We start from the raw sequence: 24,202 nt of genomic DNA, 5'->3' as shown, positions 1-24,202 counted from the left end.
AGCCATACAGCCTGTTCGGCAGGAAAACGTCTTTTGCGAACAGAGGCTCTGCCTGTTTGCTTAACAGCTTCTTGGACCCATTCCAATGGAATGTGCTTTGAAAATGCATCGATATGATGGTCTTGGCAAAACTCAGCAGTAACTTGTAGCTCTCTAGAAAACTCAGACATAAAAAAATCGGCCTCAACAATGTTGAGACCGATTATGAAGCCTTCTAAGGATCGTTCAATTACTTAAAACGATCGGCATTGACCAAATTGGTTGCCTTTTTTATATCGAATTCAGAGGAGCGCTACACGTTCGTCACATCAATGAACATAGACTCATCAATATTACTCGAAGAAACAGTTGCTTCACTGAAGGCATACTCTTCTCTCTCACCTTCACGATCTAAAGGTAAATTAATGAAATCGAAAAGTTCTCTGTCAGCAAGTTGGCTTGGACTAATATTTTGAATCGACTTGAAAATACTCTCAACACGGCCCGGTGTTTGCTTATCCCAGTCAATCAACATTGCTTTAATGTTCTGACGCTGTAAATTCTCTTGAGAACCACATAGGTTACAAGGAATAATCGGGAATTCTTTATGCTCTGCATATTGAATCAGATCTTTCTCACGGCAATATGTCAGTGGACGAATAACGACATTCCGACCGTCATCTGAACGTAGTTTGGGCGGCATTGCCTTTAAACGAGAACCATGGAACATATTCAAGAACATAGTTTCAACGATGTCATCCATGTGATGACCTAGCGCTAGTTTAGTCGCCCCAATTTTCTCAGCGAATGAATATAGCGTACCACGGCGTAAGCGAGAACATAGGCCACAAGTCGTTTTGCCTTCTGGGATCTTTTCTTTAACCACAGAATAGGTATCTTTATCCACGATGTAGTAAGGGATATTCAACGTTTCAAAATAATCAGGAAGAATATGGTCAGGAAAGCCTGGCTGTTTTTGGTCAAGGTTAACCGCTACAACATCAAATTTAATTGGTGCTGCTTTCTGAAGCCCCAGAAGAATATCCAACATCGCAAATGAATCTTTACCGCCACTAATACAAGCCATGACAACATCATTTTCTTCGATCATGTTGTAATCAATAATAGCGTTCCCAACATTCCTTCTTAGGCGTTTCTGAAGTTTGTTGTATTCAAGTGTTTCTTTTCTTGTATCGTTCTGTTTCATTGCGACTTCTCACATGTCGAACTGCATCGACAGTAGTTGAACTGTTGGATAATCAGGGGCAGGATTATACGGTTTTTCTGATAAGGAGTGAAATAAAGATGATAAATACCCACTTTAAAACAGGTATCACAACTCACTCTGTTGCATAGCTTAGACGATAAAAGAGTCGCCTAAGCGACTCTTTTATCTTCGTTAGTGATAAAAATTACTTAAATAAACCAATAACGAAAAGTTTAATGTAATCAATCAGACGGCTGAATAAACTACCCTGCTCAACAGATTCGAGAGCAATCAACGGCGCTTCCGCAATATCGTCACCATCTACTTGGTAAAGGATCTTACCAACAATTTCACCCTCACTAATAGGTGCAACTAATTCATCATTAAGCTCAACAGTTGCTTGAAGATTTCTAGCTGCATTACGTGACAGCGTCACATAGGTATCTTCCATTGTGCCTAAAGAGATCGAGTCTGTTGCTCCCATCCAGACTTTTTCATTCAGTACTTCTTCACCTTCTTTATGTGGAGAAACTGTTTCAAAAAAGCGGAAACCGAAGTTAAGTAGCTGTTTGCTTTCTGCTTCTCGGCTCTTCGTACTGGTTGAGCCCATAACCACTGAAATTAAGCGCATGTCGCCATCAGTCGCAGAACTGGCTAAGCTGTAACCTGCGCCACTTGTATAACCTGTTTTCATGCCGTCAGCATTTAAACTGCGATCACCAAGTAAACCATTACGGTTACGTTGTGTAATGTTGTTGTAAGTAAAAGAACGCTCACTGTACAACGCGTAAATATTTGGCAGGTCATTAATTAAAGCTCGACCTAACAGCGCCATATCATAAGGTGTTGAGTACAGTTCATTGCTATCTAACCCGTGTGGGTTAGAAAACGAACTATTGTTCATGTTGAGCTTCTTCGCCCACGAATTCATTAGGCTAACAAATGCGCCCTCGGAGCCAGCAACATGCTCTGCAATCGCTACACTTGCATCATTACCTGATTGAATAATCAACCCACGATACAAATCCATCATGTTTACTTCAGTATTCACTTCAATGAACATCTTGGAAGAGTCTGGGAAATTTCTTGCCCAAGCATTGCGGCTAATCACAACCAGATCGTTTTCTGTAATATTGCCTACTTTCATTTCTTGACCCGCGACATAGCTTGTCATCAGTTTGGTCAAGCTTGCAGGGTTCAATTGGTCATGTGCATTTTTTTCAACTAAAACTTTGCCAGTATAGTAATCCATCAACACATAACCTTTAGCTCCTAAGGCAGGCGCATCAGGGATTACTGTGGGTGCAGTGTAGGCAGAGGCCGAAAATAAGATTGAGCTGGCAAGGATTGTACGAAGTGTACGCTTTAATTTCATAGTCATTTTACTAGTTTCAATAAAGTTGATGTTGGCAGTATAACGAACCGGTTCCATAAATCTTGTGACCTTTACGAAGTCTTACGATAATGTAAAAAGCGTTACATCATGCCTCATGACAATTATTCTACCCCATAAGTAACAATTAACTCATATCAATCTTGTTTCAATAAATTTCTATTACGCTCATCGCAGAAAATTATGAGTGAAATCACATAATTTCCATCGACTGCACTTCTGTTGCACTGTTAACAATTATGAAATACCACTATTCTGTAGTGATACAGCATTTTCATATATCAAAACAAGTCAACATAAGGATAGGTAATGACTTTCTATCAAAAACTAGAACAACATCATAAGAAGCTTTCTAAGTTAGAGCACCTTGCTTCTATTTGCGGTTGGGATCAGGCTGCAATGATGCCTGAAGGTGGAAATCAAGCACGTTCAGAAGCAATGGCAGAGCTGTTGGTCATGCACCATGAGCTTGCTACTGCACCGCATATTGCCGAATGGTTTGAACAGGCAAAAAGAGAGTCACTTTCACCAGAACAACGCTCAAGCCTTCAAGAAATGAAACGCAGTTGGCAAGCCGTTAATATATTACCCGCAGATTTAGTTGAATCGAAATCGTTAGCTGGCTCGAAGTGTGAACATGCCTGGCGCTCACAGCGACCAGAGAATGACTGGCGAGCGTTTAGTAAAAACCTTGAGGCTGTTGTTGAATTATCGCGAAGAGAAGCACAAATACGATCAGAAGCAACAGGTCTAAGTCGTTATGATGCCTTATTGGATTTATACGAACCTGGCATGACAAGCAAAGAATTGGATGCCTTATTTGCCAATGTTAAAACCTGGCTACCTTCTCTAATTAGCCAAATCCGTGACAAGCAGTCTACTGATGAAGTTATTCAACCGTTAGGGCCCTTCCCTATCGAGCAACAAAAAGTACTTAGCCTTGAGCTAATGACCAAGTTAGGGTTTAACTTTAACCATGGCCGCCTTGATGTGAGCACGCATCCATTCTGTGGCGGTGTTCCGACAGATGTTCGTATTACTACTCGCTATGATGAAGACGACTTTACGTCGGCATTAATGGGCGTTATTCATGAAACAGGGCATGCTCGTTATGAACAAGGACTACCAAAGAAATGGGCCGGCTTACCCGTTGGTGCTGCTCGTTCAATGGGCGTTCATGAATCTCAAAGTTTATTCTTTGAGATGCAACTTTCACGTAGTGAGTGTTTTATAAATATCTTAGCGCCTTTAGCTGCTGACACTTTTAAGCGTTACGATGACCCATCATTGACGCCGGAAAATTTAACCCTATTAAACACTCGCGTAAAGCCAGGGTTAATTCGTGTCGATGCTGATGAAGTTACCTACCCAGCTCACGTTATTCTGCGCTATGAAATTGAGCGAGACCTTATTGAAGGCAATATTGAAGTCGCTGATATCCCAGAGCTATGGGATAAGAAAATGACAGAATACCTTGGTATTTCAACCAAAGGTAATTTTACAGACGGCTGTATGCAAGACATCCACTGGACAGACGGTGCGTTTGGCTATTTCCCTAGCTACACGCTTGGTGCTATGTATGCTGCGCAGTTTATGGCTGCGATGCGCAAAGAAATGAACGTTGAAAATCTTATCCGCGAACGTAACTTACAACCTATCTTCAACTGGTTAGATAAGCATGTATGGAAGAAAGCATCGACGGTTTCAACCGATCAACTTCTAATTGACGCAACAGGCGAACGTTTAAATGCTGACTATTTAAAAGCACATTTAGAAACACGCTACCTGAACTCATAAAATATTTTCAGCTAAGCCACTAAGCCGTTGCAACTTAAAGCAACGGCTTTTTTATTAGGTAAAGACAACAAGCAAAAGGCATATACTCTATCGAGTCAGCTTCTATACTTTATTCAAGACTATTAAAGCTCAGAGGTAAGTCATGAAGAAATACCAAGCTCATGATTTAAATTACAAGGGTGAAGACTGCGGTGTACATAATTGGATTACTGATCAAGGGCATAGCTTTTACTGGCACCCTGATTGGCTTCACATTGCAGAAAATGAAACAGGTTTGCACGCTAAACAGCAACTAGATGTAAAAGATAACGAGAAAGGAACCAAAGAGCATGCAGTTATTGCAATTTTAAAGCATTTAAATGACTGGATAGTAGATGAAATAGATAAGCATCCAGAGATAAAGAACCAGCCAAAACTATAGCTTATCAATATACTGGATAAAATTTGTGGAGAGCCTATTGGTGAGCTCTCCGACCCCATTTAGATTAAATTTACTTCCAAAATAGAATTAACCGAGTCCCCGTTCCACTTATAAGTAAAATGCTTACTTTGGCACACCTTCGTCACAACATTCGGTTTAAATAATGCGTAGCAGTCATGTCCTTGGTGTCGAACCGACTGGTAAACCACACCATCAGCTTTACTTGTTTTTAAATCGCATGCCAGCATTTGAGATTGATTGTAATTCGTTGGATGGTAAAGGGCGGAATCAAGCGCTTCCTGCTGGCGTAAGTCGACTAATTCAGCAGCAAACCAAGCATCGATGCAGCGCATTTGAATATCTTGTGCGGGTTCATTGGTGAAGCCCATCACGCGTTCCATATGATGAACAGTTTCCTTGATCGCGGTATTGATATCTGGTGCTGCATAATATGCCCCAAAATCTGCAGTATTAAATCTCGCACCATCAGGGTTTACATGAGTAAAAGCTGCCATAACGAAACTGCAATGTGGAATACCAACAAGTCGCTCGTCAGCAGGAATACGGCTGAAATCCCCAACTTCTTCTGAAAGCCGAGGATTGGTAATAGCTTCTATCGCAAATATTGCTTCTAACTGCTCTGGTTCACAGACATCTTCATACAAGTTTATTGGTGGATACTTGGACGGAATTAAACGATAGCACTGCTGACCATTAAACGACACCTTACTGTCTTTTACACTTATAACGTCCATTTATGACCGTCCACCTCGCCATGCATTTAGCCGTGAAGCAACCTGATACAGGTCAACAACTTTTCCTTGGCACATAATATCCATTGCCGAGCGTCCAGCGAAAAATGGGTGGTTATTGGGTTTTTGTACCCAGTTGTACACGCTTTCTTCCGCGGTAAACATGATGCGAAGACATTTATGAATATTAAGGATATAACTCATTCTTTCTAATAGATCTTTAGAAACTTTTGCGGAATCTGGATGGCTACGGTACTTATTGAGTGTCGAGCGACTATTAATACCGAGTAGCGCCATTTGCTGGGCTTGAGTACATGACCACTTATCAAGAATATTAAAAACCACCGGCAACACGCTATTACCTGCATTAACCAGCTGCTGAGCCTGTTCTGCTTTAGAGGCACTCATAATCACACCTACGTTTTGTCCATATATAGACAGAGTAGCACCTTTGGTTCGTAATACCAATTAATGGATACGCGGTGTTATCAACGAAAGAGGAAGGTTGAGTGTACTTTTTAGGAGCCGACATACAACAAAGCCAGTCCATATATGAACTGGCTTAAGCATCGAAACATGACTCCATGTTGTTACTGTGACTGTTTAGCCGTGTTTTCTGCCAATTTAACAATCACTTTTACTGCCTGCTCCATACCTTCTATCGTAATGAACTCATGAATACCATGGAAGTTGTAACCGCCAGTAAAGATGTTAGGACAAGGTAAGCCCATAAATGACAAACGTGCACCGTCCGTACCACCGCGAATGGGTTTGATAAGCGGCTGTACATCACATTCAATCATTGCCTGTCGTGCACATTCGATAATATGCGGGTGAGGCTCTACCATTTCACGCATGTTGTTGTAGCAATCTGTTAATACAAGCTCTACTCGCCCTTTCGGTAGCGCTGTATTCAACTCATCAACCTTCTGCTGCATGAACGCTTTACGCTGTTCTAGTCTTTCACGATCAAAATCACGGATGATATAGCCAAGCTCCGTTCGCGCAACACCTGCTTCTATCGATTTAAGATGATAAAAACCTTCATAACCTTCGGTGCATTCAGGTGTTTCTTCGGCTGGCATCATAAGTTGGAACTTTGCAGCAATGTTCATTGCATTTACCATCTTATTTTTTGCCGTCCCTGGGTGTACATTCACACCATAGCAAATCACATCTGCAGACGTTGCATTGAAATTTTCGTATTCCAACTCACCCACTGGCCCGCCATCGATCGTATAAGCCCATTGCGCACCAAACTTTTCGACATCAAACAAGTTAGCACCACGGCCAATCTCTTCATCGGGTGTAAAGCCAATGCAAATGTCACCGTGTTTGATCGCTGGGTTTGCTTTCAGGAAAGCGACGGCAGTAATGATTTCGGCAATACCCGCTTTATTGTCAGCGCCTAATAGTGTTGTACCATCAGTGGTGATAATGTTGTGGCCGAGTAATTTTTTTAGGTCTGGATATTGAATAGGAGATAGCACTTCATCACCGATGCCTAATGCAATATCACCGCCCTGATAGTTTTCGACAATTTGTGGAATAACATTTTTACCAGAAGCATCTGGTGCCGTATCCATATGAGCAATAAAGCCAATTGCTGGTACGGTGTAGTCTACATTCGATGGTAGGCGTGCCATCAAATAACCATTCTCATCAAGTTCGACACTGTCTAGGCCAAGCTCAATTAATTCTTGTTTCAGTTCTTGTGCTAAAACTCGCTGCCCTTCAGTACTTGGGCAGTGGGCATTGCTTGGGTTTGATTGAGTCTCAAAGCTTACGTATCGAAGAAAACGCTCAATTAATTTATCCATGTGCCACTCTTTGCGTATTTTGTTGTATAAAATTCCTAATAAGTATCAAGGTATGAGTAATAAAATGAATTGCGATGAATCATTTTTTTGTGGATTTAATATGGTTTATCTCGAACTCAGACCAGTTTTTATTATGTAAATCACATCATTATCAGAACTTTCATTCATTTGTTCACCGTGAACAGCAACTTTTATCACTCTTATCAATGCATGAAAATGAATAAAAAGTATGTCGAATTGTAAAAACTTGACGCCCTGCCGTAGAACTCACATCTTGTTTAGCAAGTATTCAGGTTGTGTGACGTTCGCTAAGAATATATTTCAGGAGAGGCTATAAGATAGGTTTATTGATCAGTTACTTAACGTTTGAGAAGATCGCCAAGGAGGCCTCTCATGTTGGAAACACTATTTTTACCTCATAAAACAATTGAGCAAACATCGGATATTAATATTCCAGTTATAAATGGAAATATACCCGCTAAACTCAAATTGCACTACCGGCAAGGAAAATTAAAAGCTAACCTGCATATCTGCACTAAAGAAGGCAAAGACAAACTCAATTTATTCTACCCACAAATAGCTTCAGAGTTTAAACGCCAAGCTCACCAAACCTTCAACCAACATTGCCAATCACGTTACTTACCCAACTCTATTATCACTTCTGAAGTATCTAAATGGCTTAGCAACAACGCACAACTGTTCGTTTCTTATGAAAGTAGCAATGGTTTAAAACTAACAGAACATAAGAAGGGAGGCGTAAGGGTTAAGGCCAAAGAGCAAGATTTAAATTTTTAATTGTTAAGCACGAAAACTGGTTTCCAAAAACAAAAAAGCCCGGCAAGCCGGGCTTTAACTTATTCTCTAACGAATTACGCTCTTGGAACCCAAGGTGTCACTTTAACAACAGGCTGCTCAAGCGTTAGCAGCTCATTTTCACCTAGAGAAGACAACGGTAATATCAGCGTTTTACCTTGTATTTCTGCTTGTTGGCCATTGGAAAAGGTAACAGGCTGGCTCAACGGTTCGGCAAAATGCACCACAATGCCGGCGACTTCTGGCATAAACCAACCAGAAAACATTCCAGCTAGATCAGAAAGTAGCTGGTTCATTTGAGGTGTAAGTACAGCAACATCTGTTTGACTAATTTGATTGCCATACGATCCTTTTGCGATGACTTGCATTGAGACATCGCATGTAATGCCCTCATCAATTACAAAAGTCACATCAGGATTCGCTTGGCGTAAGTTATTATCAACGGGTACGGACATTTCGTTACTGGCAGGAATAGATAACTCTTCATAATGTGCATCTTTTCTCATTGATGCTTTATGAATTTCACACACGCTGCCATCGCGCTGATCTAACAAGAAGAAGGCTATTTTTACATCATCATGGCCTTCTTTAACATTCTGTTTTAACTTGCCATATAGAGTGCTGTATCGCATCTCAATCTTTTGTGTTGCAGGTTCAATAACATCCTGTTGAGCATGTAGCGAAGTGCTGGCAAATAAACCAGCAAATAGCCAATGGGTTAACTTCATCCTTTATCCTTGGCGCCAATATTGATTGTTATGCTTGATCATGGCTTGTATTTCTTCGATATAAGCATGACCTCGCTCAGAGTATTGAATCAACCCCTCTGCAAGTTTAGAGCCTTCAATAGTATTTCCAGCTTGCCGCTGTGCCGTTCGAATATCACGAAGATCTTGATAAGCACGGTTACGATTAACATTCATAAAGTACGCTTGAACAGAGAGATAAGCTGAGTCAAAAACGGCAACTTCATGTGTGGCATCATCTTTTCGAGAGGCGGGGATTAACCCACAGCCTTTACGATAACACCATTGGCCAAAATAATTGTTACCTTCAACAGCAAAGCGTGATGTACCCCACCCTGATTCATTTGCGGCTTGGCTAAGCACTAATGATTCGGGTAATACATCCACTCGATTAAGCATTTCTTCTAACCAACTTTCCGTGACAATGTCACTAGCCAAATCATAGCTATAATTTTTACCTAGTTTTTTAGCGTAAAATACTTTTTCGCTTTCTAATTTATCGCCAGACTGGATAAGCTTTTGGAGCTGCACTAAAAATTGTCGCTCTTTCTCAACACGTCTATTTTCATGCTCGACAGCCGGGCGAAGGTAGTCAAAAAATGCGGTTTTCTTTTGGTTTACATCAGCAATGCTTGCAAAGTCAGGTTTACCTATAGCCTCTCCCCTGTTTTGTTCCATTTGCGTCAATTTACCAAGAATGGCATTTGTATCAGCTTTAAGCTGATCCTGTTCCGAGATTTCCGCACTCATTTCTGACGTTGGGGTCTCTCCACAGGCAGTAAGGCCGCCCAATAATACCATCGCTATTACGCTGTTTTTTGCTCTTGCTATCACGCGTCGAAAACCTTTGAATCTGTTGATTTAGATTGAGAGTCATCATCACTGCCTTTTTGCACAGTGGTAACCTGAAGGGTAATACCAAATAAATTACGGTAGATAATCGCTTTTGCATTGAAGAAAAAAGGAATGGTCCAAATAAGGCCGACTCCCGCAGTTGCAAAAGAAATAATAAACATCGTCATAATCGCAATGAAGATTGCAGTCATTGGTAAAATCTTACGACCTGTCGCCATTAAAGAGTACTGTATTGCTTTTAATGGCGTAATGCGCTTTTCGCATACGAGAATGATCGCGAAGCTAAAGGCCATAGATAAAAACAACCCAACAAGTGGGAACAATGCATTACCAATACCTTGCAAAGACGACGTTAGCAGAACAGTGACAATTGAAACCAAGGCAAATGGGAAGCCTTTTACTAGATGGCTAGGTTTGCTCGGCAGTCCAACCGCATGATTAAGCGCCATCAAGCTTATCCCTGCATATAAGGGAGCGCTTAATACATCAGACCAAAAGTTGGCCATGTATCCCGCCTCTATTACCTCGGCCGATATTTCTCCACCTTGAATAATTGAGTCAAAGAACATGCTAGCACTGCCAAGTTGCACTTGTAATCCAAGCAGTAATAGCGCCACTTGCGCTAAAAACAACCCAATAACCGCAGGCAAAAAAGTGAGCATATTTTTGGCTGTTACCCGCCACGCTTCTTGCAGCACAGCTAAAGATTGCAGCTCGCTCTCGCCTTTCACTGCCTTTTCAACCGAGCCACCTACATGGAAAGTTTTGTTATTCATTCTGTTTTCACTAAATCTTAAACATTTGGGTTGCTGATTGTACGCTAGGTGAGGCAGATATAAAAATAGATGTGTGTTATTAACTGATTGCTGGCAAACCCCCTTTATTACAAAAAGTCAAAAAACGAGAAAATACATGATCTATGCTTAAGAGGTCGCAATGAATGAACAGTGAAGCTTTATGTTTGTTTTTAARGCCTTTTTTTAAAAGCACTGGTTAACGCTTAATCAACTGTGAGCAAGCATACAAAATAGTGAGCAATTCATTCTAAAAAACAAGAAAAAAACGCTTTAATTTACACGGTTAGGGGTCTATCATGCGCCTCCTAAAAATTAGCCTAAAGTTGGGGATGACCTTTTAGACCCCAAGGTGGAGATAACGTAGAATTGAACGCTGCACAAACAACTAAAGCACCGGTGATTCAGCTTAAAGGGCTGAGTAAGAGTTTTGATGGAAAGCAAATCATCACTGGTCTCGATCTGAACGTTAACGATGGTGAATTCCTTACCATTTTGGGTCCTTCTGGTTGCGGTAAAACCACTGTTTTGCGATTGATCGCAGGTTTTGAAAATGCCGATGCTGGACACGTTGTTATCGCTAACAGCGACGTTACCCAAATTCCTGCAGAACAACGCCACGTCAACACGGTTTTCCAAAGTTATGCGCTTTTCCCGCACATGACTGTCTTTGAAAATGTTGCATTTGGCCTTCGCATGCAAAAAGTTGCCGAGCGCGATATTGAACCTCGAGTAATGGAAGCATTGCGCATGGTTCAGCTTGAGCAATTTGCACCACGTAAGCCTCATCAATTATCTGGCGGTCAACAACAGCGTGTAGCCATTGCTCGTGCAGTCGTTAACAAACCCAAGGTATTATTGCTTGATGAGTCGCTCTCGGCACTTGATTACAAATTACGTAAACAAATGCAAACCGAGCTTAAGCAGCTTCAGCGCAAACTGGGTATTACGTTTATCTTCGTTACCCATGACCAAGAAGAAGCCTTGTCAATGTCAGACCGTATCATCGTGATGCGCGACGGAAACATTGAACAAGATGGCACGCCTCGTGAAATTTACGAGGAGCCAAAAAACCTGTTTGTTGCTCGCTTCATTGGCGAAATTAATGTCTTTGATGCTGTCGTTAAAGAGCGTTTAGATGAAAGCCGTGTACTTGCTGATGTTGAAGGCCGCTCTTCATTAATTCACTGTAAGTTGGCAGTGAATGCAGGCGACAAAGTAAAAGTATTATTGCGCCCAGAAGATATTCGCCTAGAAGAAATTAATAACGGTGATGATGCAAAAGGCATTATTGGCTATGTTCGAGATCGTACCTATAAAGGTATGACGCTTGATTCAGTCGTTGAGCTTGAAACGGGTACATCAGTAATGGTAAGTGAATTCTTCAATGAAGATGATCCTGATGTAGACCACTCTCTTGATCAAAAAGTTGCTATTACTTGGGTTGAAAGTTGGGAAGTGGTGCTGGCAGATGAACAAGAAGCTTAATCTTCAAAACATCATTATTACAGTTATTGTTGGTTGGTTATTAGCGTTTGTTTTTATCCCAAACCTAATGATTATCGGTACCAGCTTCTTAACTCGAGATGATGCAAACCTAATTGAAATGACTTTTACGTTAGACAACTACACAAGGTTGTTTGATCCGCTTTATGCAAAGGTCATGATGCATTCGTTTTATATGGCATTGATAGCAACAATGATCTGTTTGATCATTGGTTACCCATTTGCTTATGCGATTGCAAAGATGCCAGAGAAATGGCGTCCATTCATGCTGTTTTTAGTCATTGTACCATTTTGGACGAACTCGCTAATTCGTACATACGGTTTAAAAATCATGCTAGGTACGCGCGGTATTTTTAATAATACCCTTTTGTATTTAGACATTATTGATAAGCCTATTCGCATTATGTATACCGAGTATGCTGTCATGATTGGTTTAGTCTATATCCTATTGCCGTTTATGGTGCTACCACTGTATTCAGCAATTGAAAAATTAGATTATAACTACATCGAAGCGGCTCGTGATCTTGGCGCTAATAAGTTTCAAACATTTGTGAAAGTTATTTTCCCGCTAACTATGCCCGGTATTATTGCAGGCTGTTTGCTTGTACTTTTACCTGCATTGGGAATGTTCTATGTTTCTGACCTGTTAGGTGGTGCAAAGAACCTACTTATCGGTAACGTTATTAAGAGCCAAGTACTGAATGCCCGAGACTGGCCATTTGGTGCAGCAACGAGTATCGCCCTTACTATGGCGATGGCTGTAATGCTTTATGCCTACTATCGTGCAGGTAAGTTGCTCAACCGTAAAGTGGAGCTGGAATAATGGGACGCATCTTTAAATTCAGTTTTATGACTGTGGTGTATGCCTTCCTTTATACGCCAATTATTATTTTGATCGTGAACTCCTTTAACGCCAGTAAGTTTGGTATGAAATGGGGTGGCTTCACAACGCAATGGTATAGCCAACTGCTAAATAACGATAGCTTGATGCAGGCCGCCTGGCATTCATTAAATATCGCGATTTTTTCAGCAACTGCTGCGTCGATTATCGGTAGTTTGACCGCTGTCGCTTTATTTCGCTACCAGTTCCGAGGCAAGAGTTTTGTTAACGGCATGCTGTTTGTCGTGATGATGTCACCCGACATTGTTATGGCGATTTCATTACTGGCGTTGTTTATTTTAGTGGGCGCTGAGCTTGGATTTTTAAGCCTCTTGCTTTCGCACATCACGTTCTGTTTACCATTCGTTGTGGTCACAGTATATAGCCGTTTAAAAGGCTTTGATGTAAAAATGCTTGAAGCGGCACGAGATCTTGGAGCAAGTGAGTGGGTAATCCTAAAACAAATTATCCTCCCGCTGGCAAAACCTGCGGTAGCAGCAGGCTGGTTACTGAGCTTCACCCTTTCACTCGATGATGTGATTGTTAGCTCATTTGTCACTGGCCCAAGCTATGAAATACTACCATTGAAAATTTACTCGATGGTTAAAGTGGGTATTTCCCCAGAAGTGAATGCATTAGCTACAATAATGCTAATCGTGTCATTGGTGCTGGTGGTTTGTTCACAGCTTCTCGCTCGCGAGAAAGTTAAGTAATTAAATTTAAGTTCTAAAATTGGCATTCGTGCCATGAACCGCAAGTGATTAATCGAAAGGTTAATCACTTGTTTTTTATCAATACTCTATATGAGTTTTGGAGATGATAAACGAATGAAAAAATGGTCCGCTTTTTTAACCGGTACTGCATGCGCTGCTGCAATGTTTTCTTCTTTTGCAAACGCTGCAGACAAAGAATTAGTCTTTATGAACTGGGGTCCGTATATCTCAACAGAATTGCGTGAACAGTTCACAAAAGAAACGGGTATTAAAGTGATTTATTCGACTTACGAGTCGAACGAAACGATGTACGCTAAGTTAAGAGCACACCCAAAAGGTTACGATTTGGTTGTACCATCAACTTACTTCGTTGCTAAAATGCGTGATGAAGGCATGTTACAGAAAATCGATAAAACAAAGCTATCGAATTACCAAGAGCTTGATAGCAATTATCTCGACAAGCCATTTGACCCTAACAACGATTACTCGATTCCACATGTTATCGCAATGACAGGTTTAGCAGTAAATACAGATATGTATGATCCTGCTGATTTTGATAGCTGGGCGGACCTTTGGAACCCTGAACTTGAAGGCCAACTAATGCTAATGGATGACACACGTGAAGTGTTCCATATTGCATTACGCAAGCTAGGATATTCGGGCAATACTACTGACCCAAAACAAATTGATGAAGCTCATAAAGAGCTTAAGAAATTAATGCCAAACGTGTTGGTATTTAACTCTGACAACCCTGCTGCACCGTATCTTGCTGGTGAAGTTGGCCTTGGTATGCTGTGGAATGGCTCTGCCGCTGCAGCACAAAAAGAAGGTTTACCTATTGAGCTAGTATGGCCTAAAGAAGGTGGCATTTTCTGGGTCGATAGCCTTGCTATCGCGAAGAATGCAAAAAATGTCGATGCGGCTCACAAGATGATTGATTTCTTGATGCGCCCTGACGTTGCAGCAAAGATTACGGATGAAACGGGTTATTTAACTGCCATTAAAGCATCTAACGCAAAATACAAAGACAACCCTACCCTTTTCCCACCACAGGAAGACCTTGACCGTGGTGAATGGCAAGATTCAGTGGGTGAAATGAACATTCGTTATGAGAACTACTTTCTAGAGCTAAAAGCCGGACAGTAAATAGCGTTAAACATTCGTCTTTATGGCAGCCTATTTAGGCTGCCTTTTTTTATTAAGCATTATAATTACACTTGGTTCCCTATATAAATCGGCTATTTATAACTCACACGATCATCAAAAGCCGATTATTCCTCTATAACAACAACTGTTCCCTGCTATAATCGCTGCGTATATTTGGCATTTCTGCCTTATTTTTATTCATCATTATCCGTAAAAGTCACTTAGCTTACGCTAAGCTCTTTTATAACTTTGTAGGAGAAGCGGTAAAGTACTCATGACCGATATGTATTACATATTCACGAGTACATTCGCTAGAGAACACTCTCAAAATTCCTGTTACTTTGGAGCATATAAAAATGAAAAAATGGTCTTCTTTAATGACCGGTGGTGTTTGTGCAATGGCGATGCTTTCAGGCATGGCAAACGCTGCAGACAAAGAACTTTATTTCTATAACTGGTCTGAATACGTTCCTAATGAAGTATTACAACAGTTCACGAAAGAAACTGGCATTAAAGTAATTTATTCGACTTACGAGTCGAATGAAACCATGTACGCAAGACTTAAGACTCATAGTAGCGGCTATGACTTAGTTGTACCGTCGGCATACTACGTATCTAAGATGCGCGATGAAGATATGCTTCAAAAGATCGATAAATCAAAGCTAGAACATTTTGCTGATCTTGATACAAACTTTCTATACAAAGAATTTGACCCGAAAAATGATTACTCTATTCCATACATTTGGGGTGCAACGGGTATCGGTGTGAACACCGACATGATGGATAAAGAAGAAGTATCAAGCTGGGCAGACCTTTGGGACCCTAAATGGGAAGGCCAGCTAATGATGATGGATGACGCTCGTGAGTTTTTCCACATCGCACTTCGTAAGCTTGGCTACTCAGGTAACACCCAAAATCCAGAGGAAATTAAAGCCGCTTACCATGAACTGCAAAAGCTAATGCCAAATGTATTAGTATTCAATTCAGACTACCCTGCTAACCCATACATGGCAGGAGAAACATCTCTTGGTATGCTGTGGAACGGCTCTGCATATATGGCTCGTCAAGATGGTGCAGAAGTTGATATCGTTTGGCCAGAAGAAGGCGCTATTTTCTGGATGGACAGCATTTCAATTCCAAAAAATGCTAAGAACATCGATGCAGCACACCAAATGATTGACTTCTTACTTCGCCCAGAAAATGCCGCGAAGATTGCAATGGAGATTGGTTACCCAACACCAGTTAAAACTGCGAAAAAACTGCTTCCTGCAGAGTTTGTTAACGACCCAAGCATCTACCCGCCACAAGAAGTGATGGATGCTGGTGAATGGCAAGACAGTGTTGACTCTGCAAATACTATCTACGAAGAATACTACCAGAAGCTAAAAGCAGGTCAGTAATTTTGCTTTAAGATAATTGTTAAGCCCAAGCCTTTGCTTGGGCTTTTTTATTCGAAAAAATCAATCTAGCAGTCCGCTTAATGCATTTACTAGCCATTTTGCAGCAGGCCCAGCGCTTAAAGTTTTCGGTGTTATACACTCTACAGGGATCGACCAAGCCTTATGATCAAAAGTTACAGGTAATATATGTAGTTTATTCTCCTGATTTACTTTTTCGACAAGGTATTCTGGTAAGTATGCCCACCCTAGCCCACGCTCAACATAACTCATCAATGTCCGGTGATCATTTGTCCACCATATATGCGAAGAAAAAGGCTGCATACTCGATTGCTGCTTACCATTAACCCCCCTTACCATTAATTGGCGATAAGGAATTAAGTTCGCCGAAGTCACACGCTTTAAATCGCTGAGGGTATGATCCGTGCTGACTACAGGTACAAACGTTAAATTTCCGATATAACAGATATCAACCTCTCGAGAGAAAGTCATATCATTGAGCATAACGCCAATATCAGCATTACCACGATTAACAAAATCAATAATATCGCTGCTGGCGCATAGCACCATATTTAATGAAGTTGCAGGAAAGTGAGTTGAAAATTGCTCGATAATAGTAAATAACCTTGAAACCTGTAATGCATCATCAATAACCAACGTTAATTGAGTTTCTTCTTTATTACTTAATGACTTAGAGACACTTTCAAGTTCGTAGGCTTGTTGTAGTGTTGCTTCTGCGAAGGTTAACAAGTGCTTGCCTGATACGGTCAATGTCGGCTTTCTGGTTGAGCGATCAAACAGTTCAACATTCAAATCAATTTCAAGGCTCGCAATTCCATGGCTGACGGCTGATTGTGCTTTACCCAGTTTTCGGGCGCACGCGGAAAATGAGCCAAGCTTTGCCGCTGTCACAAACATATTCAATTGATCAAGATTGTACATACCATCAATAAACCAGATAATAACTAACTAGATCTAATCATATATTAAGATACATTAAACGCATAGAATTACTCCTAACATTGGCTCGGTATATAACAATGAAAACAAAAGAACGTATTTTGCACTCTGTGCTATTTGAAGTATTTGCCTTAACGATCATCATGGTTGGCACAAGCTTATTTACTAACCACAACCCCGCAGAAGTGGGTGGTTTAGGTCTCGTGATGTCACTTATCGCGATGGTATGGAACTATGTATATAATTTAGGCTTCGATAAGGTATTCGGGGATGAGCGTCTATCACGCAAAATGGGGCTCCGTATCGCTCACGGTGTTGGCTTTGAGCTTGGTTTGTTATTTGCCACAATCCCACTACTTATGTGGATACTGCAACTCGACTTTTGGACTGTACTGATTCTAGATATTGGTATCGTGATTTTCTTTTTAGTTTATTCGATTCTATACAATTTGGCATACGACCATACTAAAGCGAAGTGGTTTAATAAGGTCCTAGCCGCTTAAATTTTCTTACTCACTAACGCTAAAGCCCCTGAGTAATACTCAGGGCTTTAGCGAAAAGTAATTCTTGCCGTTAATGAAAAGTCCTACCAACAAATAACTGAGCCGCGTAACGTTTTTGTGCAGAGCTTTCCACAATATAGTAAACCCATAACAATATATCTTGAATACAGTTCACTTAGGCATAAATATTGGTGAAAACAGTAATATTATGCTATTAATTAATACGTTACATATACAACTATCGATACATAAGTACTTACTAAAACATTTCGTTTTTATAACAATAATAAATGACACCTTATCAAGACTTCTTCCATGGAGGGTTTAGTCATGTTATATAAAATATCAGAAATTATTACTTTTAATGATAATGAAGGGAAAATAAACAGTTACAAAAAAGAGCAATGTTTAAACAAGTCTGAAAATGCGATACTTTCCTACCTCTGCACATATAGTGGAGAAGCCATACCTAAAGAAACATTAAAAAAAATAGGATGGCCCGATCAGGAAGCATCTGATCAATCTTTAGCACAAGTCATTTATTCACTAAGAAAAAAGCTATATTTGTGCGGTGAAAAAGATATGATATCGACAATATCCAAACAAGGGTATCAAATAAATAACATTAAGGGGAGCAACAATAAATCACGTAATTCCCTCCAAGCTAATAGATTAGAAAAAATCATACAAACATCGTCTTTAATGTGTCTATTTTTAGTTATATTTTACTATTCATTTACTGTCGGCGATAATAAATCAACTGAAACGATGACGTTATCAATGCCAATAACGTATAATTACGGCAATCATAGAATGACAGTTTACTTTAATGATACTGTAAGTGAAGAACGACTTTATGATATTGAAAGTATTTCATCCTACCTTCCAGAAAAAAGCAATGTGATTTCATTTATCACTAAAAGCAAGACATTTATTGTCGCATGCCCCATAAATATGAAAACTTCTAATTGTGATACGATCGTAAGTCCAGTATTAGAAATAGTCCCACGTGAAAAGTTAACACCTATTTCCCCAAAAGCAATTAGCCTTTGGTTGAATAGAGAGCAAGAAATTAAAAATAAAAACATAACATCATATGGGATTATGATGTTAGCTACCAATTATACTGTTTCGGATGATAAACTATTAAAAACTCAGAATACTAGTTTTATATTGGAGTTAGATAATAAAAAGCACCGTTTCAATCACCTTACAACTAATAATCAACATAAAGGAAAATACAAAGGCTCAATTTCATACAAAAATGGCTCTAATAAAAACATTATTAATTCTAGCCACAATGGAACCTTTGAGTTAAAACTCGAAGAGAAAACAAATCAAAATTCTCTCGTACTTACCAACAGAAAAATCACATCAACACAAACAATCAGAAACAAAACAACAAAAATTCGTATATCAGCGAATGATAACCACGTCATTCTTAAAGTAGCAAACTGGGGAAATCAATCTTTATGGCTATCAGAGTCCGCAGAAAAAATTTGGTTATTTGAAGAGAACCCTTTATATTAAAGCATCAATATTTCACTATATAGTTTTCAATATCGCATTTACTTGTAATCATCACCCTACCTTATCCGTTTTAATCAATTCATTAAAATGTGACGCTACTAAAAAGCTAATGAAATCAATGATTTTATATTTTTTATCTAGCATGATAAACATCAATTCATAATCAGGTATTGATATAAATAAAAACCAAATATACGTCACATCTACTGTTCATAAAAAGAACCATAGTTTTGTTGAAAGTAGTACAAGCCTGTTCGTCAACAAAAAAGGATGTGAATGATGACTTCGAACATAAATACCATGCTGAACAAAAGTAAAAAGAATTTCATTGCCTTAACTGTATTAGGGCTTAGCATTTCACCGATACTAGATGCGCAAGCCAATACTGAAATCCCTGCCATAGACTATGATGCAATTCAGGGTGACTTTGGCGACGATCTACTATTTATTGATACTGGATCAGATACATCATTGCTTTCAATCAGTGAATGGTACCAAATTCAAGCTTATGCAACCGCCGCAGTGTCACTCCCAAGAACGGAAGCTTCTTTAAGGGTTCTAACAAAACTACCTGATCAAGCTGATTTCTCATACCAGTACCAAAACTTACTCACTGAGTTTCAAAGTATTTATAATTCAGGACACGAGTGGAATTCCTCCCTCTACCCTGAAATTGTTGACTTGGCCTTAAAGCTTGCAAATTACGCTGACATACACCCACAGCTAATCGTTCCATTAATGGATCAACTCACCCAGCTTCAACAAAATGCGCTAATGATGAACCTTCCTGCCGCCGCAGTTAACCGTGATGCCGCCATATCATTTTTAAATGTTTTGATAAACTTCACAAAAGATCAGCAGCAATCAACAAGTGACGCTGTCGAAAACCTAAAACAGTTTTCAGCCGAAGTTGAAACGCAAAAAGCACAGTTAGATGGCATTGAAGCCAGCTTTGGAGACTTGCTAAACCAAAGCACAATTAGTGACTTCAGAGAAAAAGTTAGATTATTAAATGAAGAAATAGCAGGAGAAAGATCACATCTGGATGAAACTAAACGGAATATACGCCTTTGTTCAATCGGCGGCCCGCTGGTGTTGTTGATATGTGGCAGCATAGAAGGAGCCCAAAAAGAAAGAATAGAAAAAAGGATTGCTGACCTAAATGAAGAAATCAATAGTGCGCAGCAAGATCTCGAACATGCAATAAACCTATCAGCTTCATATGAAATTGCTCATACAAATATTGATGACATGATAACGCACATTAACAATGCATTACCAAAATTCAAAAAAGTACAACAGCACTGGCAAGAACTAGAAAGTGATTTCGATTCTTTAATTACTGCGTTAAATTCACTTGATAGTGATGATGCTTTACGTAATGCAAACTTATTGGTTGCAGGAATAGTAAGTAGCCCTATTGCAGCAACAGTTGGACCAAAGTGGAGCGACATCAGCACAAAAGCCAGAACTTTTGCTCAAAATGCCTACGTTATAGTCGAATAAACAAAAACGTCTCCAGCTTGTATCTCAGGCTGGAGACGAATGAGAATACCTTTATCTGTCGTAAATAATATTTACGACAATATAACTGTTCAATTATTTCATGCCGTAATTTATTGAACATTAAGGTTAGCAGCAAGGATGAACATATGAACCTTTTAAAATCGATAATTATTACGGTGTATTTGTTACTTTCATTCCATGTAAACTCAAGTGAATGGGTTAATATCTACCAAATTCCTACTCCAACAAACATACCAGATCGTGTTAATGACGTTAAAACAATAAATGACGGTGGAGCCTACATTATATCAGGTATAGCATTAGATCTTAGTACGATCCTTAACGATTATTCACTGACTAGTGGTGAAAACAAACCTCATTCAATCGTTATTGTTTCGGATACTTTAACAATAAACGAAAGTATAATAACCAATATCAGTAATCAGAGAGTATTTATTTTTGCTAGAAATATTATTGGTGATGCTATTGCCACATTAAATATTGATGCAAGAAGCGCAAACACTGTATCGCTTGGTGTTTTTACTGAAAATGTGGAAGCCAATATAAATATTATCACTTTACTGCCACTTGGCTACGAGTTTGATATCGTAGAACCAGTCAACGTTGGTTTCGGTGAGGTTTATGTGGTAAATAATGGTGATTATAATAAGCTCATCATCAATGAAGATATAGACAGCTTTATACAAGTCGAAAGCGAACCCTATATCGATGTATTCAGTAATACATTTGATATGGCAGCTTCAATCTATGACACTGCCCCTGAACTAAGTTTGACCATGCTAAACTGGATCGAACGCGTATTACGATTTCTACCTCAAACAATAAATGACAATCAGGAGTTAGTTCCACTATATTTGCAAGTGTCTAACTTGAAACAATTTTTCCAGCTATCTTATAATAACCCTGAATTCGTACCTGGGTTAAGTCATGATCTTTATGAATATACCTACTCTGGTTACCTTAATGCAATGGCAGCTTATGAAGACAAATATCAAAACTATATCGATAGAGGCCTTATACTTTCTGACCGAAAGCAAATTGCAGAGTTCATGCTTCAAGATCTACAGGCTGCGAGCGATGCAGAATACGCAATTATCGAAAGATCAGTTAACCAAGCTCATCAACTAAGACAATCTCTCGACTTACAACTGGAGAATTACCGCGGACAAGATCTAAATATAGTAAAAGCACAAATTGCTTTCAGAGCGGGTCTAGAGACTTATGAAGATAGAGCCGTAATTAAAGCCGTATTTGATGTCGTTAGTGCGATAGCAAATGGTGCTACTGCGATAGCAGGGTCGGCAGGAGGTGATCCTAGTGGATTAATCAAGTTTGTCGCCACTTTACCAGATTTAGGTACAGATTTGGTTTTATTGAAGAAACGGTTAGACAAGATTGCAAAGATGCAGTCTCAGATTAACGATGCCATGGCTGAAATAGATGTGTTTGCGCGAGATGTTCAATACATTACTACCGTTGAAGACATAGCTAAATTCTATAATAACCTTCAACATACAGTACCTAACCTGGAAGCGGCAAACTTAGTTTGGGATGAGTTCTTAATTGATGCTAGAGCTGATTTCAATTTTCTCATTAAAGTTGGTGTTGGCGGCTCTGTTGAGTACCTAGCAGAATTAGAGCGATTGGCAGCCCAAGCTAAAGCAATCACTGCAACAGAAATTAATCTCGCTCAAGAACTATCAAGACAAATTGATCTAAGAATATCATCACAAGTTAATCTCAGTAGCGTCGATCGCATAGGTGAACTTATTACTTCAATCGAAAACGACTCTTTAGCAGCTAGTGCATTAGAAGATGCCTTTTATAGAGCGCTAAACAATCTTAAAAAACCAATGTTTGTTGCAATAGCGAATTATCAAGCGGCATATAATTATTGGTCACTAGAAGAAAGTACAATCTCTGCATCGATCAACAAGTCCTTTGAAGAGTATGCAAGAGATCTTGCATTTATGAGAGAGCAAGAGTCAGCAAGCCTAGATCGCTTCTACCCTCGCCCACAAAACTTTATTTCAATTATTCACAACATTAACAACCCAGACAAGCTGCTCGATTTTATTGAAAATGGCGTTTTACACTTTACTCTAGATCTAGATGCTCAGATTTTTTCCGATTTCGAGCGTGTCAGGTTAGATGAAATCAGTGTCATTTTTGAAGGTACAGAGCTGCCTTTAGGGCAATATAATATCGATTTGCTTTCTAGTGGCAGTTATCAGGACAGAAGAAATGATGACGTTTTTTCTTTTAGCGCAACACCATTATTACGTAAGGTTATTTACAACTTAGAAGATAACGAAACCTCACAAGTTAGATTTATAACGAGTGGTGCTATTGCTTCCGATTATGCCTTAAACTATTTCATGCCCACACCATTCAGCTCTTGGACGGTTAAGCTAAACAATTGGCAAAATATCGATCTAACACAAGTCGAGAATGTCAAAGTGAGCTTCTCTGGAAATGGTATTCCCAGACCACACTAATGAGATAAGGGCACCTAGATACAGCACTTATAAAAAAGCTCACTTAGCAATTACTAAGTGAGCTTTTGGCTCTGAAATAGGGTAATGATTAACTCAGAATTTCTTCTACAAAGTCCGGCACAAGCACCGAGGCTGGCCCGTAACGCTTCTCTGCAAATTCACTCTCAACATCACTTGGTTCTAAGTTCAGCTCGATAGTATGAGCGCCATGCATGGCCGCTTCATGTACAAAGCCCGCGGCTGGATATACCGCACCTGAAGTACCAATTGAGATAAACAGATCAGCCTCTAGTAATGCGTCGTGAATTCTGTCCATACCAATGGGCATTTCACCGAACCACACCACATTTGGGCGCATCGGTGATGGCATTTGACAGCAGTGACAATGATCATTTAATGCGATATCCCCCTGCCACTCAACCGTCTGGCCTGTTTGGCTACATTGAGCTTTGAGTAGCTCGCCATGCATGTGAATAATATTCTTACTACCAGCCGCTTCATGTAAGTTATCAATGTTTTGCGTAACAACCGTTACTTTGCCATCCAGCTCTTTTTCCAAGCGTGAAAGTGCTTGATGGGCAGCATTAGGATAAACCGTACCGCTCTCTAATTGTTTACGACGTTGATTATAAAAATTTTGAACTAAGGCTGGATCACGATGGTAACCCTCAGGGGTTGCGACATCTTCAATCCGGTGTTTTTCCCACAGCCCATCCTGATCACGGAATGTACGGATGCCCGACTCAGCCGAAATACCAGCCCCAGTGAGAATAACAATATTTCGATACGGAAAAAGCATAACGGCATCCTTAACTTTATTATCTATATAGCCTTTATACCATTGTTTTCATAAGGTTATAAGTGATTGCGCTAATACCTTAGTCTAATATTCTCTTTCAATCATAAAGTTATAGTGCGTTAGGTGTAATCCGATTACTATCCTCTATAAGAGTAAGACCTTTATC

At 39.8% G+C, this 24,202-nt stretch carries 23 protein-coding genes; 12 read left to right on the top strand and 11 right to left on the bottom strand.

The window, feature by feature from the left end:
- The 3 genes from L4D78_RS20130 to L4D78_RS20120 form a co-directional block, all read right to left on the bottom strand.
- A partial coding sequence (locus L4D78_RS20130) for a transposase domain-containing protein (protein ID WP_428468594.1) occupies positions 1-170 on the bottom strand: 170 nt, incomplete at its 3' end.
- 122 nt (positions 171-292) lie between these two features.
- Positions 293-1,186, bottom strand: coding sequence for a tRNA 2-thiocytidine(32) synthetase TtcA (ttcA, locus tag L4D78_RS20125; RefSeq protein ID WP_428468589.1), 894 nt, complete (start codon positions 1,184-1,186; stop codon positions 293-295).
- A 205-nt stretch (positions 1,187-1,391) separates the two neighbouring features.
- Complete coding sequence (locus L4D78_RS20120; protein WP_428468588.1) at positions 1,392-2,561, bottom strand: serine hydrolase; 1,170 nt, start codon at positions 2,559-2,561, stop codon at positions 1,392-1,394.
- A gap of 327 nt (positions 2,562-2,888) precedes the next feature.
- On the opposite strand from L4D78_RS20120, the gene L4D78_RS20115 reads away from it, so the two are divergent.
- Both L4D78_RS20115 and L4D78_RS20110 read left to right on the top strand, forming a co-directional pair.
- Complete coding sequence (locus tag L4D78_RS20115) at positions 2,889-4,376, top strand: carboxypeptidase M32 (protein ID WP_428468587.1); 1,488 nt, start codon at positions 2,889-2,891, stop codon at positions 4,374-4,376.
- Positions 4,377-4,518: 142 nt separating this feature from the next.
- Positions 4,519-4,797, top strand: coding sequence for a hypothetical protein (locus L4D78_RS20110; RefSeq protein ID WP_428468586.1), 279 nt, complete (start codon positions 4,519-4,521; stop codon positions 4,795-4,797).
- Positions 4,798-4,856: 59 nt separating this feature from the next.
- Here the strand turns inward: L4D78_RS20110 and L4D78_RS20105 are convergent, their stop codons facing one another.
- The 3 genes from L4D78_RS20105 to pepT all read right to left on the bottom strand — a co-directional run bounded on the left by L4D78_RS20105 (position 4,857) and on the right by pepT (position 7,369).
- Positions 4,857-5,552 carry an RES family NAD+ phosphorylase gene (locus L4D78_RS20105; RefSeq protein ID WP_428468585.1) on the bottom strand — a complete coding sequence of 232 codons (696 nt, stop codon included), beginning with the start codon at positions 5,550-5,552 and terminating at the stop codon, positions 4,857-4,859.
- On the bottom strand, positions 5,553-5,957 hold the full coding sequence (locus L4D78_RS20100; protein WP_428468584.1) for an MbcA/ParS/Xre antitoxin family protein: 405 nt from the start codon (positions 5,955-5,957) through the stop codon (positions 5,553-5,555).
- A gap of 182 nt (positions 5,958-6,139) precedes the next feature.
- Positions 6,140-7,369: a peptidase T gene (gene pepT, locus L4D78_RS20095; protein ID WP_428468583.1), complete on the bottom strand. Its 1,230-nt coding sequence runs from the start codon at positions 7,367-7,369 to the stop codon at positions 6,140-6,142.
- Between the two features lie 393 nt (positions 7,370-7,762).
- On the opposite strand from pepT, the gene L4D78_RS20090 reads away from it, so the two are divergent.
- Positions 7,763-8,164, top strand: coding sequence for a hypothetical protein (locus L4D78_RS20090; protein WP_428459279.1), 402 nt, complete (start codon positions 7,763-7,765; stop codon positions 8,162-8,164).
- Between the two features lie 74 nt (positions 8,165-8,238).
- Here L4D78_RS20090 and L4D78_RS20085 read toward each other — a convergent pair whose 3' ends face one another.
- Genes L4D78_RS20085 through L4D78_RS20075 form a run of 3 tightly spaced genes read right to left on the bottom strand, consistent with a single transcriptional unit; the run spans position 8,239 to position 10,559 of the window.
- Positions 8,239-8,910, bottom strand: coding sequence for a DUF2987 domain-containing protein (locus L4D78_RS20085; protein ID WP_428468582.1), 672 nt, complete (start codon positions 8,908-8,910; stop codon positions 8,239-8,241).
- Between the two features lie 3 nt (positions 8,911-8,913).
- Positions 8,914-9,762, bottom strand: coding sequence for a glucosaminidase domain-containing protein (locus L4D78_RS20080; protein WP_428468581.1), 849 nt, complete (start codon positions 9,760-9,762; stop codon positions 8,914-8,916).
- Positions 9,759-10,559, bottom strand: a complete 801-nt coding sequence (locus tag L4D78_RS20075) for a DUF2189 domain-containing protein (RefSeq protein ID WP_428468580.1) — start codon at positions 10,557-10,559, stop codon at positions 9,759-9,761. The genes L4D78_RS20080 and L4D78_RS20075 overlap by 4 nt, the downstream gene beginning before the upstream one ends.
- Positions 10,560-10,946: 387 nt before the next feature.
- On the opposite strand from L4D78_RS20075, the gene potA reads away from it, so the two are divergent.
- The 5 genes from potA to L4D78_RS20050 all read left to right on the top strand — a co-directional run bounded on the left by potA (position 10,947) and on the right by L4D78_RS20050 (position 16,222).
- The gene (gene potA / locus L4D78_RS20070; RefSeq protein ID WP_428468579.1) at positions 10,947-12,065 is read left to right on the top strand and encodes a spermidine/putrescine ABC transporter ATP-binding protein PotA; all 1,119 of its coding nucleotides are present in this window, start codon (positions 10,947-10,949) and stop codon (positions 12,063-12,065) included.
- Entirely contained in the window at positions 12,049-12,906 is an 858-nt protein-coding gene (gene potB, locus L4D78_RS20065) for a spermidine/putrescine ABC transporter permease PotB (RefSeq protein WP_428468578.1), read from the top strand. Before potA ends, potB begins: the two co-directional genes overlap by 17 nt.
- Complete coding sequence (potC, locus tag L4D78_RS20060) at positions 12,906-13,676, top strand: spermidine/putrescine ABC transporter permease PotC (protein WP_428468577.1); 771 nt, start codon at positions 12,906-12,908, stop codon at positions 13,674-13,676. The genes potB and potC overlap by 1 nt, the downstream gene beginning before the upstream one ends.
- Before the next feature lie 114 nt (positions 13,677-13,790).
- Complete coding sequence (locus tag L4D78_RS20055; RefSeq protein WP_428468576.1) at positions 13,791-14,822, top strand: extracellular solute-binding protein; 1,032 nt, start codon at positions 13,791-13,793, stop codon at positions 14,820-14,822.
- A 377-nt stretch (positions 14,823-15,199) separates the two neighbouring features.
- The gene (locus tag L4D78_RS20050; RefSeq protein WP_428468593.1) at positions 15,200-16,222 is read left to right on the top strand and encodes an extracellular solute-binding protein; all 1,023 of its coding nucleotides are present in this window, start codon (positions 15,200-15,202) and stop codon (positions 16,220-16,222) included.
- 60 nt (positions 16,223-16,282) lie between these two features.
- Here the strand turns inward: L4D78_RS20050 and L4D78_RS20045 are convergent, their stop codons facing one another.
- Positions 16,283-17,161: a LysR family transcriptional regulator gene (locus L4D78_RS20045; RefSeq protein ID WP_428468575.1), complete on the bottom strand. Its 879-nt coding sequence runs from the start codon at positions 17,159-17,161 to the stop codon at positions 16,283-16,285.
- A 98-nt stretch (positions 17,162-17,259) separates the two neighbouring features.
- Here L4D78_RS20045 and L4D78_RS20040 point away from each other — a divergent pair, with 98 nt between their 5' ends.
- The 4 genes from L4D78_RS20040 to L4D78_RS20025 all read left to right on the top strand — a co-directional run bounded on the left by L4D78_RS20040 (position 17,260) and on the right by L4D78_RS20025 (position 23,237).
- Positions 17,260-17,682, top strand: coding sequence for a PACE efflux transporter (locus L4D78_RS20040; protein WP_428468574.1), 423 nt, complete (start codon positions 17,260-17,262; stop codon positions 17,680-17,682).
- Between the two features lie 330 nt (positions 17,683-18,012).
- Complete coding sequence (locus L4D78_RS20035) at positions 18,013-19,212, top strand: winged helix-turn-helix domain-containing protein (RefSeq protein WP_428468573.1); 1,200 nt, start codon at positions 18,013-18,015, stop codon at positions 19,210-19,212.
- Between the two features lie 276 nt (positions 19,213-19,488).
- Positions 19,489-20,718, top strand: coding sequence for an alpha-xenorhabdolysin family binary toxin subunit A (locus tag L4D78_RS20030; RefSeq protein WP_428468572.1), 1,230 nt, complete (start codon positions 19,489-19,491; stop codon positions 20,716-20,718).
- Positions 20,719-20,864: 146 nt separating this feature from the next.
- Complete coding sequence (locus L4D78_RS20025; protein ID WP_428468571.1) at positions 20,865-23,237, top strand: hypothetical protein; 2,373 nt, start codon at positions 20,865-20,867, stop codon at positions 23,235-23,237.
- An 88-nt stretch (positions 23,238-23,325) separates the two neighbouring features.
- Here the strand turns inward: L4D78_RS20025 and cobB are convergent, their stop codons facing one another.
- Complete coding sequence (gene cobB, locus L4D78_RS20020) at positions 23,326-24,036, bottom strand: Sir2 family NAD+-dependent deacetylase (RefSeq protein ID WP_428468570.1); 711 nt, start codon at positions 24,034-24,036, stop codon at positions 23,326-23,328.
- Positions 24,037-24,202 lie beyond the last annotated feature (166 nt).

Origin of the sequence: Photobacterium minamisatsumaniensis (genome assembly GCF_050336695.1) — a bacterium.
Taxonomy (GTDB): Bacteria; Pseudomonadota; Gammaproteobacteria; order Enterobacterales; family Vibrionaceae; genus Photobacterium; species Photobacterium minamisatsumaniensis.
This window is presented reverse-complemented; position numbering and strand designations above follow the sequence as displayed.

Bases quoted from the DNA above. Each gene is read 5' to 3' on its own strand.
- ttcA (WP_428468589.1), bottom strand. From the start codon at position 1,186: ATGAAACAGAACGATACAAGAAAAGAAACACTTGAATACAACAAACTT.
- L4D78_RS20120 (WP_428468588.1), bottom strand. From the start codon at position 2,561: ATGAAATTAAAGCGTACACTTCGTACAATCCTTGCCAGCTCAATCTTA.
- L4D78_RS20115 (WP_428468587.1), top strand. From the start codon at position 2,889: ATGACTTTCTATCAAAAACTAGAACAACATCATAAGAAGCTTTCTAAG.
- L4D78_RS20110 (WP_428468586.1), top strand. From the start codon at position 4,519: ATGAAGAAATACCAAGCTCATGATTTAAATTACAAGGGTGAAGACTGC.
- L4D78_RS20105 (WP_428468585.1), bottom strand. From the start codon at position 5,552: ATGGACGTTATAAGTGTAAAAGACAGTAAGGTGTCGTTTAATGGTCAG.
- L4D78_RS20100 (WP_428468584.1), bottom strand. From the start codon at position 5,957: ATGAGTGCCTCTAAAGCAGAACAGGCTCAGCAGCTGGTTAATGCAGGT.
- pepT (WP_428468583.1), bottom strand. From the start codon at position 7,369: ATGGATAAATTAATTGAGCGTTTTCTTCGATACGTAAGCTTTGAGACT.
- L4D78_RS20090 (WP_428459279.1), top strand. From the start codon at position 7,763: ATGTTGGAAACACTATTTTTACCTCATAAAACAATTGAGCAAACATCG.
- L4D78_RS20085 (WP_428468582.1), bottom strand. From the start codon at position 8,910: ATGAAGTTAACCCATTGGCTATTTGCTGGTTTATTTGCCAGCACTTCG.
- L4D78_RS20075 (WP_428468580.1), bottom strand. From the start codon at position 10,559: ATGAATAACAAAACTTTCCATGTAGGTGGCTCGGTTGAAAAGGCAGTG.
- potB (WP_428468578.1), top strand. From the start codon at position 12,049: ATGAACAAGAAGCTTAATCTTCAAAACATCATTATTACAGTTATTGTT.
- potC (WP_428468577.1), top strand. From the start codon at position 12,906: ATGGGACGCATCTTTAAATTCAGTTTTATGACTGTGGTGTATGCCTTC.
- L4D78_RS20055 (WP_428468576.1), top strand. From the start codon at position 13,791: ATGAAAAAATGGTCCGCTTTTTTAACCGGTACTGCATGCGCTGCTGCA.
- L4D78_RS20050 (WP_428468593.1), top strand. From the start codon at position 15,200: ATGACCGGTGGTGTTTGTGCAATGGCGATGCTTTCAGGCATGGCAAAC.
- L4D78_RS20045 (WP_428468575.1), bottom strand. From the start codon at position 17,161: ATGTACAATCTTGATCAATTGAATATGTTTGTGACAGCGGCAAAGCTT.
- L4D78_RS20040 (WP_428468574.1), top strand. From the start codon at position 17,260: ATGAAAACAAAAGAACGTATTTTGCACTCTGTGCTATTTGAAGTATTT.
- L4D78_RS20035 (WP_428468573.1), top strand. From the start codon at position 18,013: ATGTTATATAAAATATCAGAAATTATTACTTTTAATGATAATGAAGGG.
- L4D78_RS20030 (WP_428468572.1), top strand. From the start codon at position 19,489: ATGATGACTTCGAACATAAATACCATGCTGAACAAAAGTAAAAAGAAT.
- L4D78_RS20025 (WP_428468571.1), top strand. From the start codon at position 20,865: ATGAACCTTTTAAAATCGATAATTATTACGGTGTATTTGTTACTTTCA.
- cobB (WP_428468570.1), bottom strand. From the start codon at position 24,036: ATGCTTTTTCCGTATCGAAATATTGTTATTCTCACTGGGGCTGGTATT.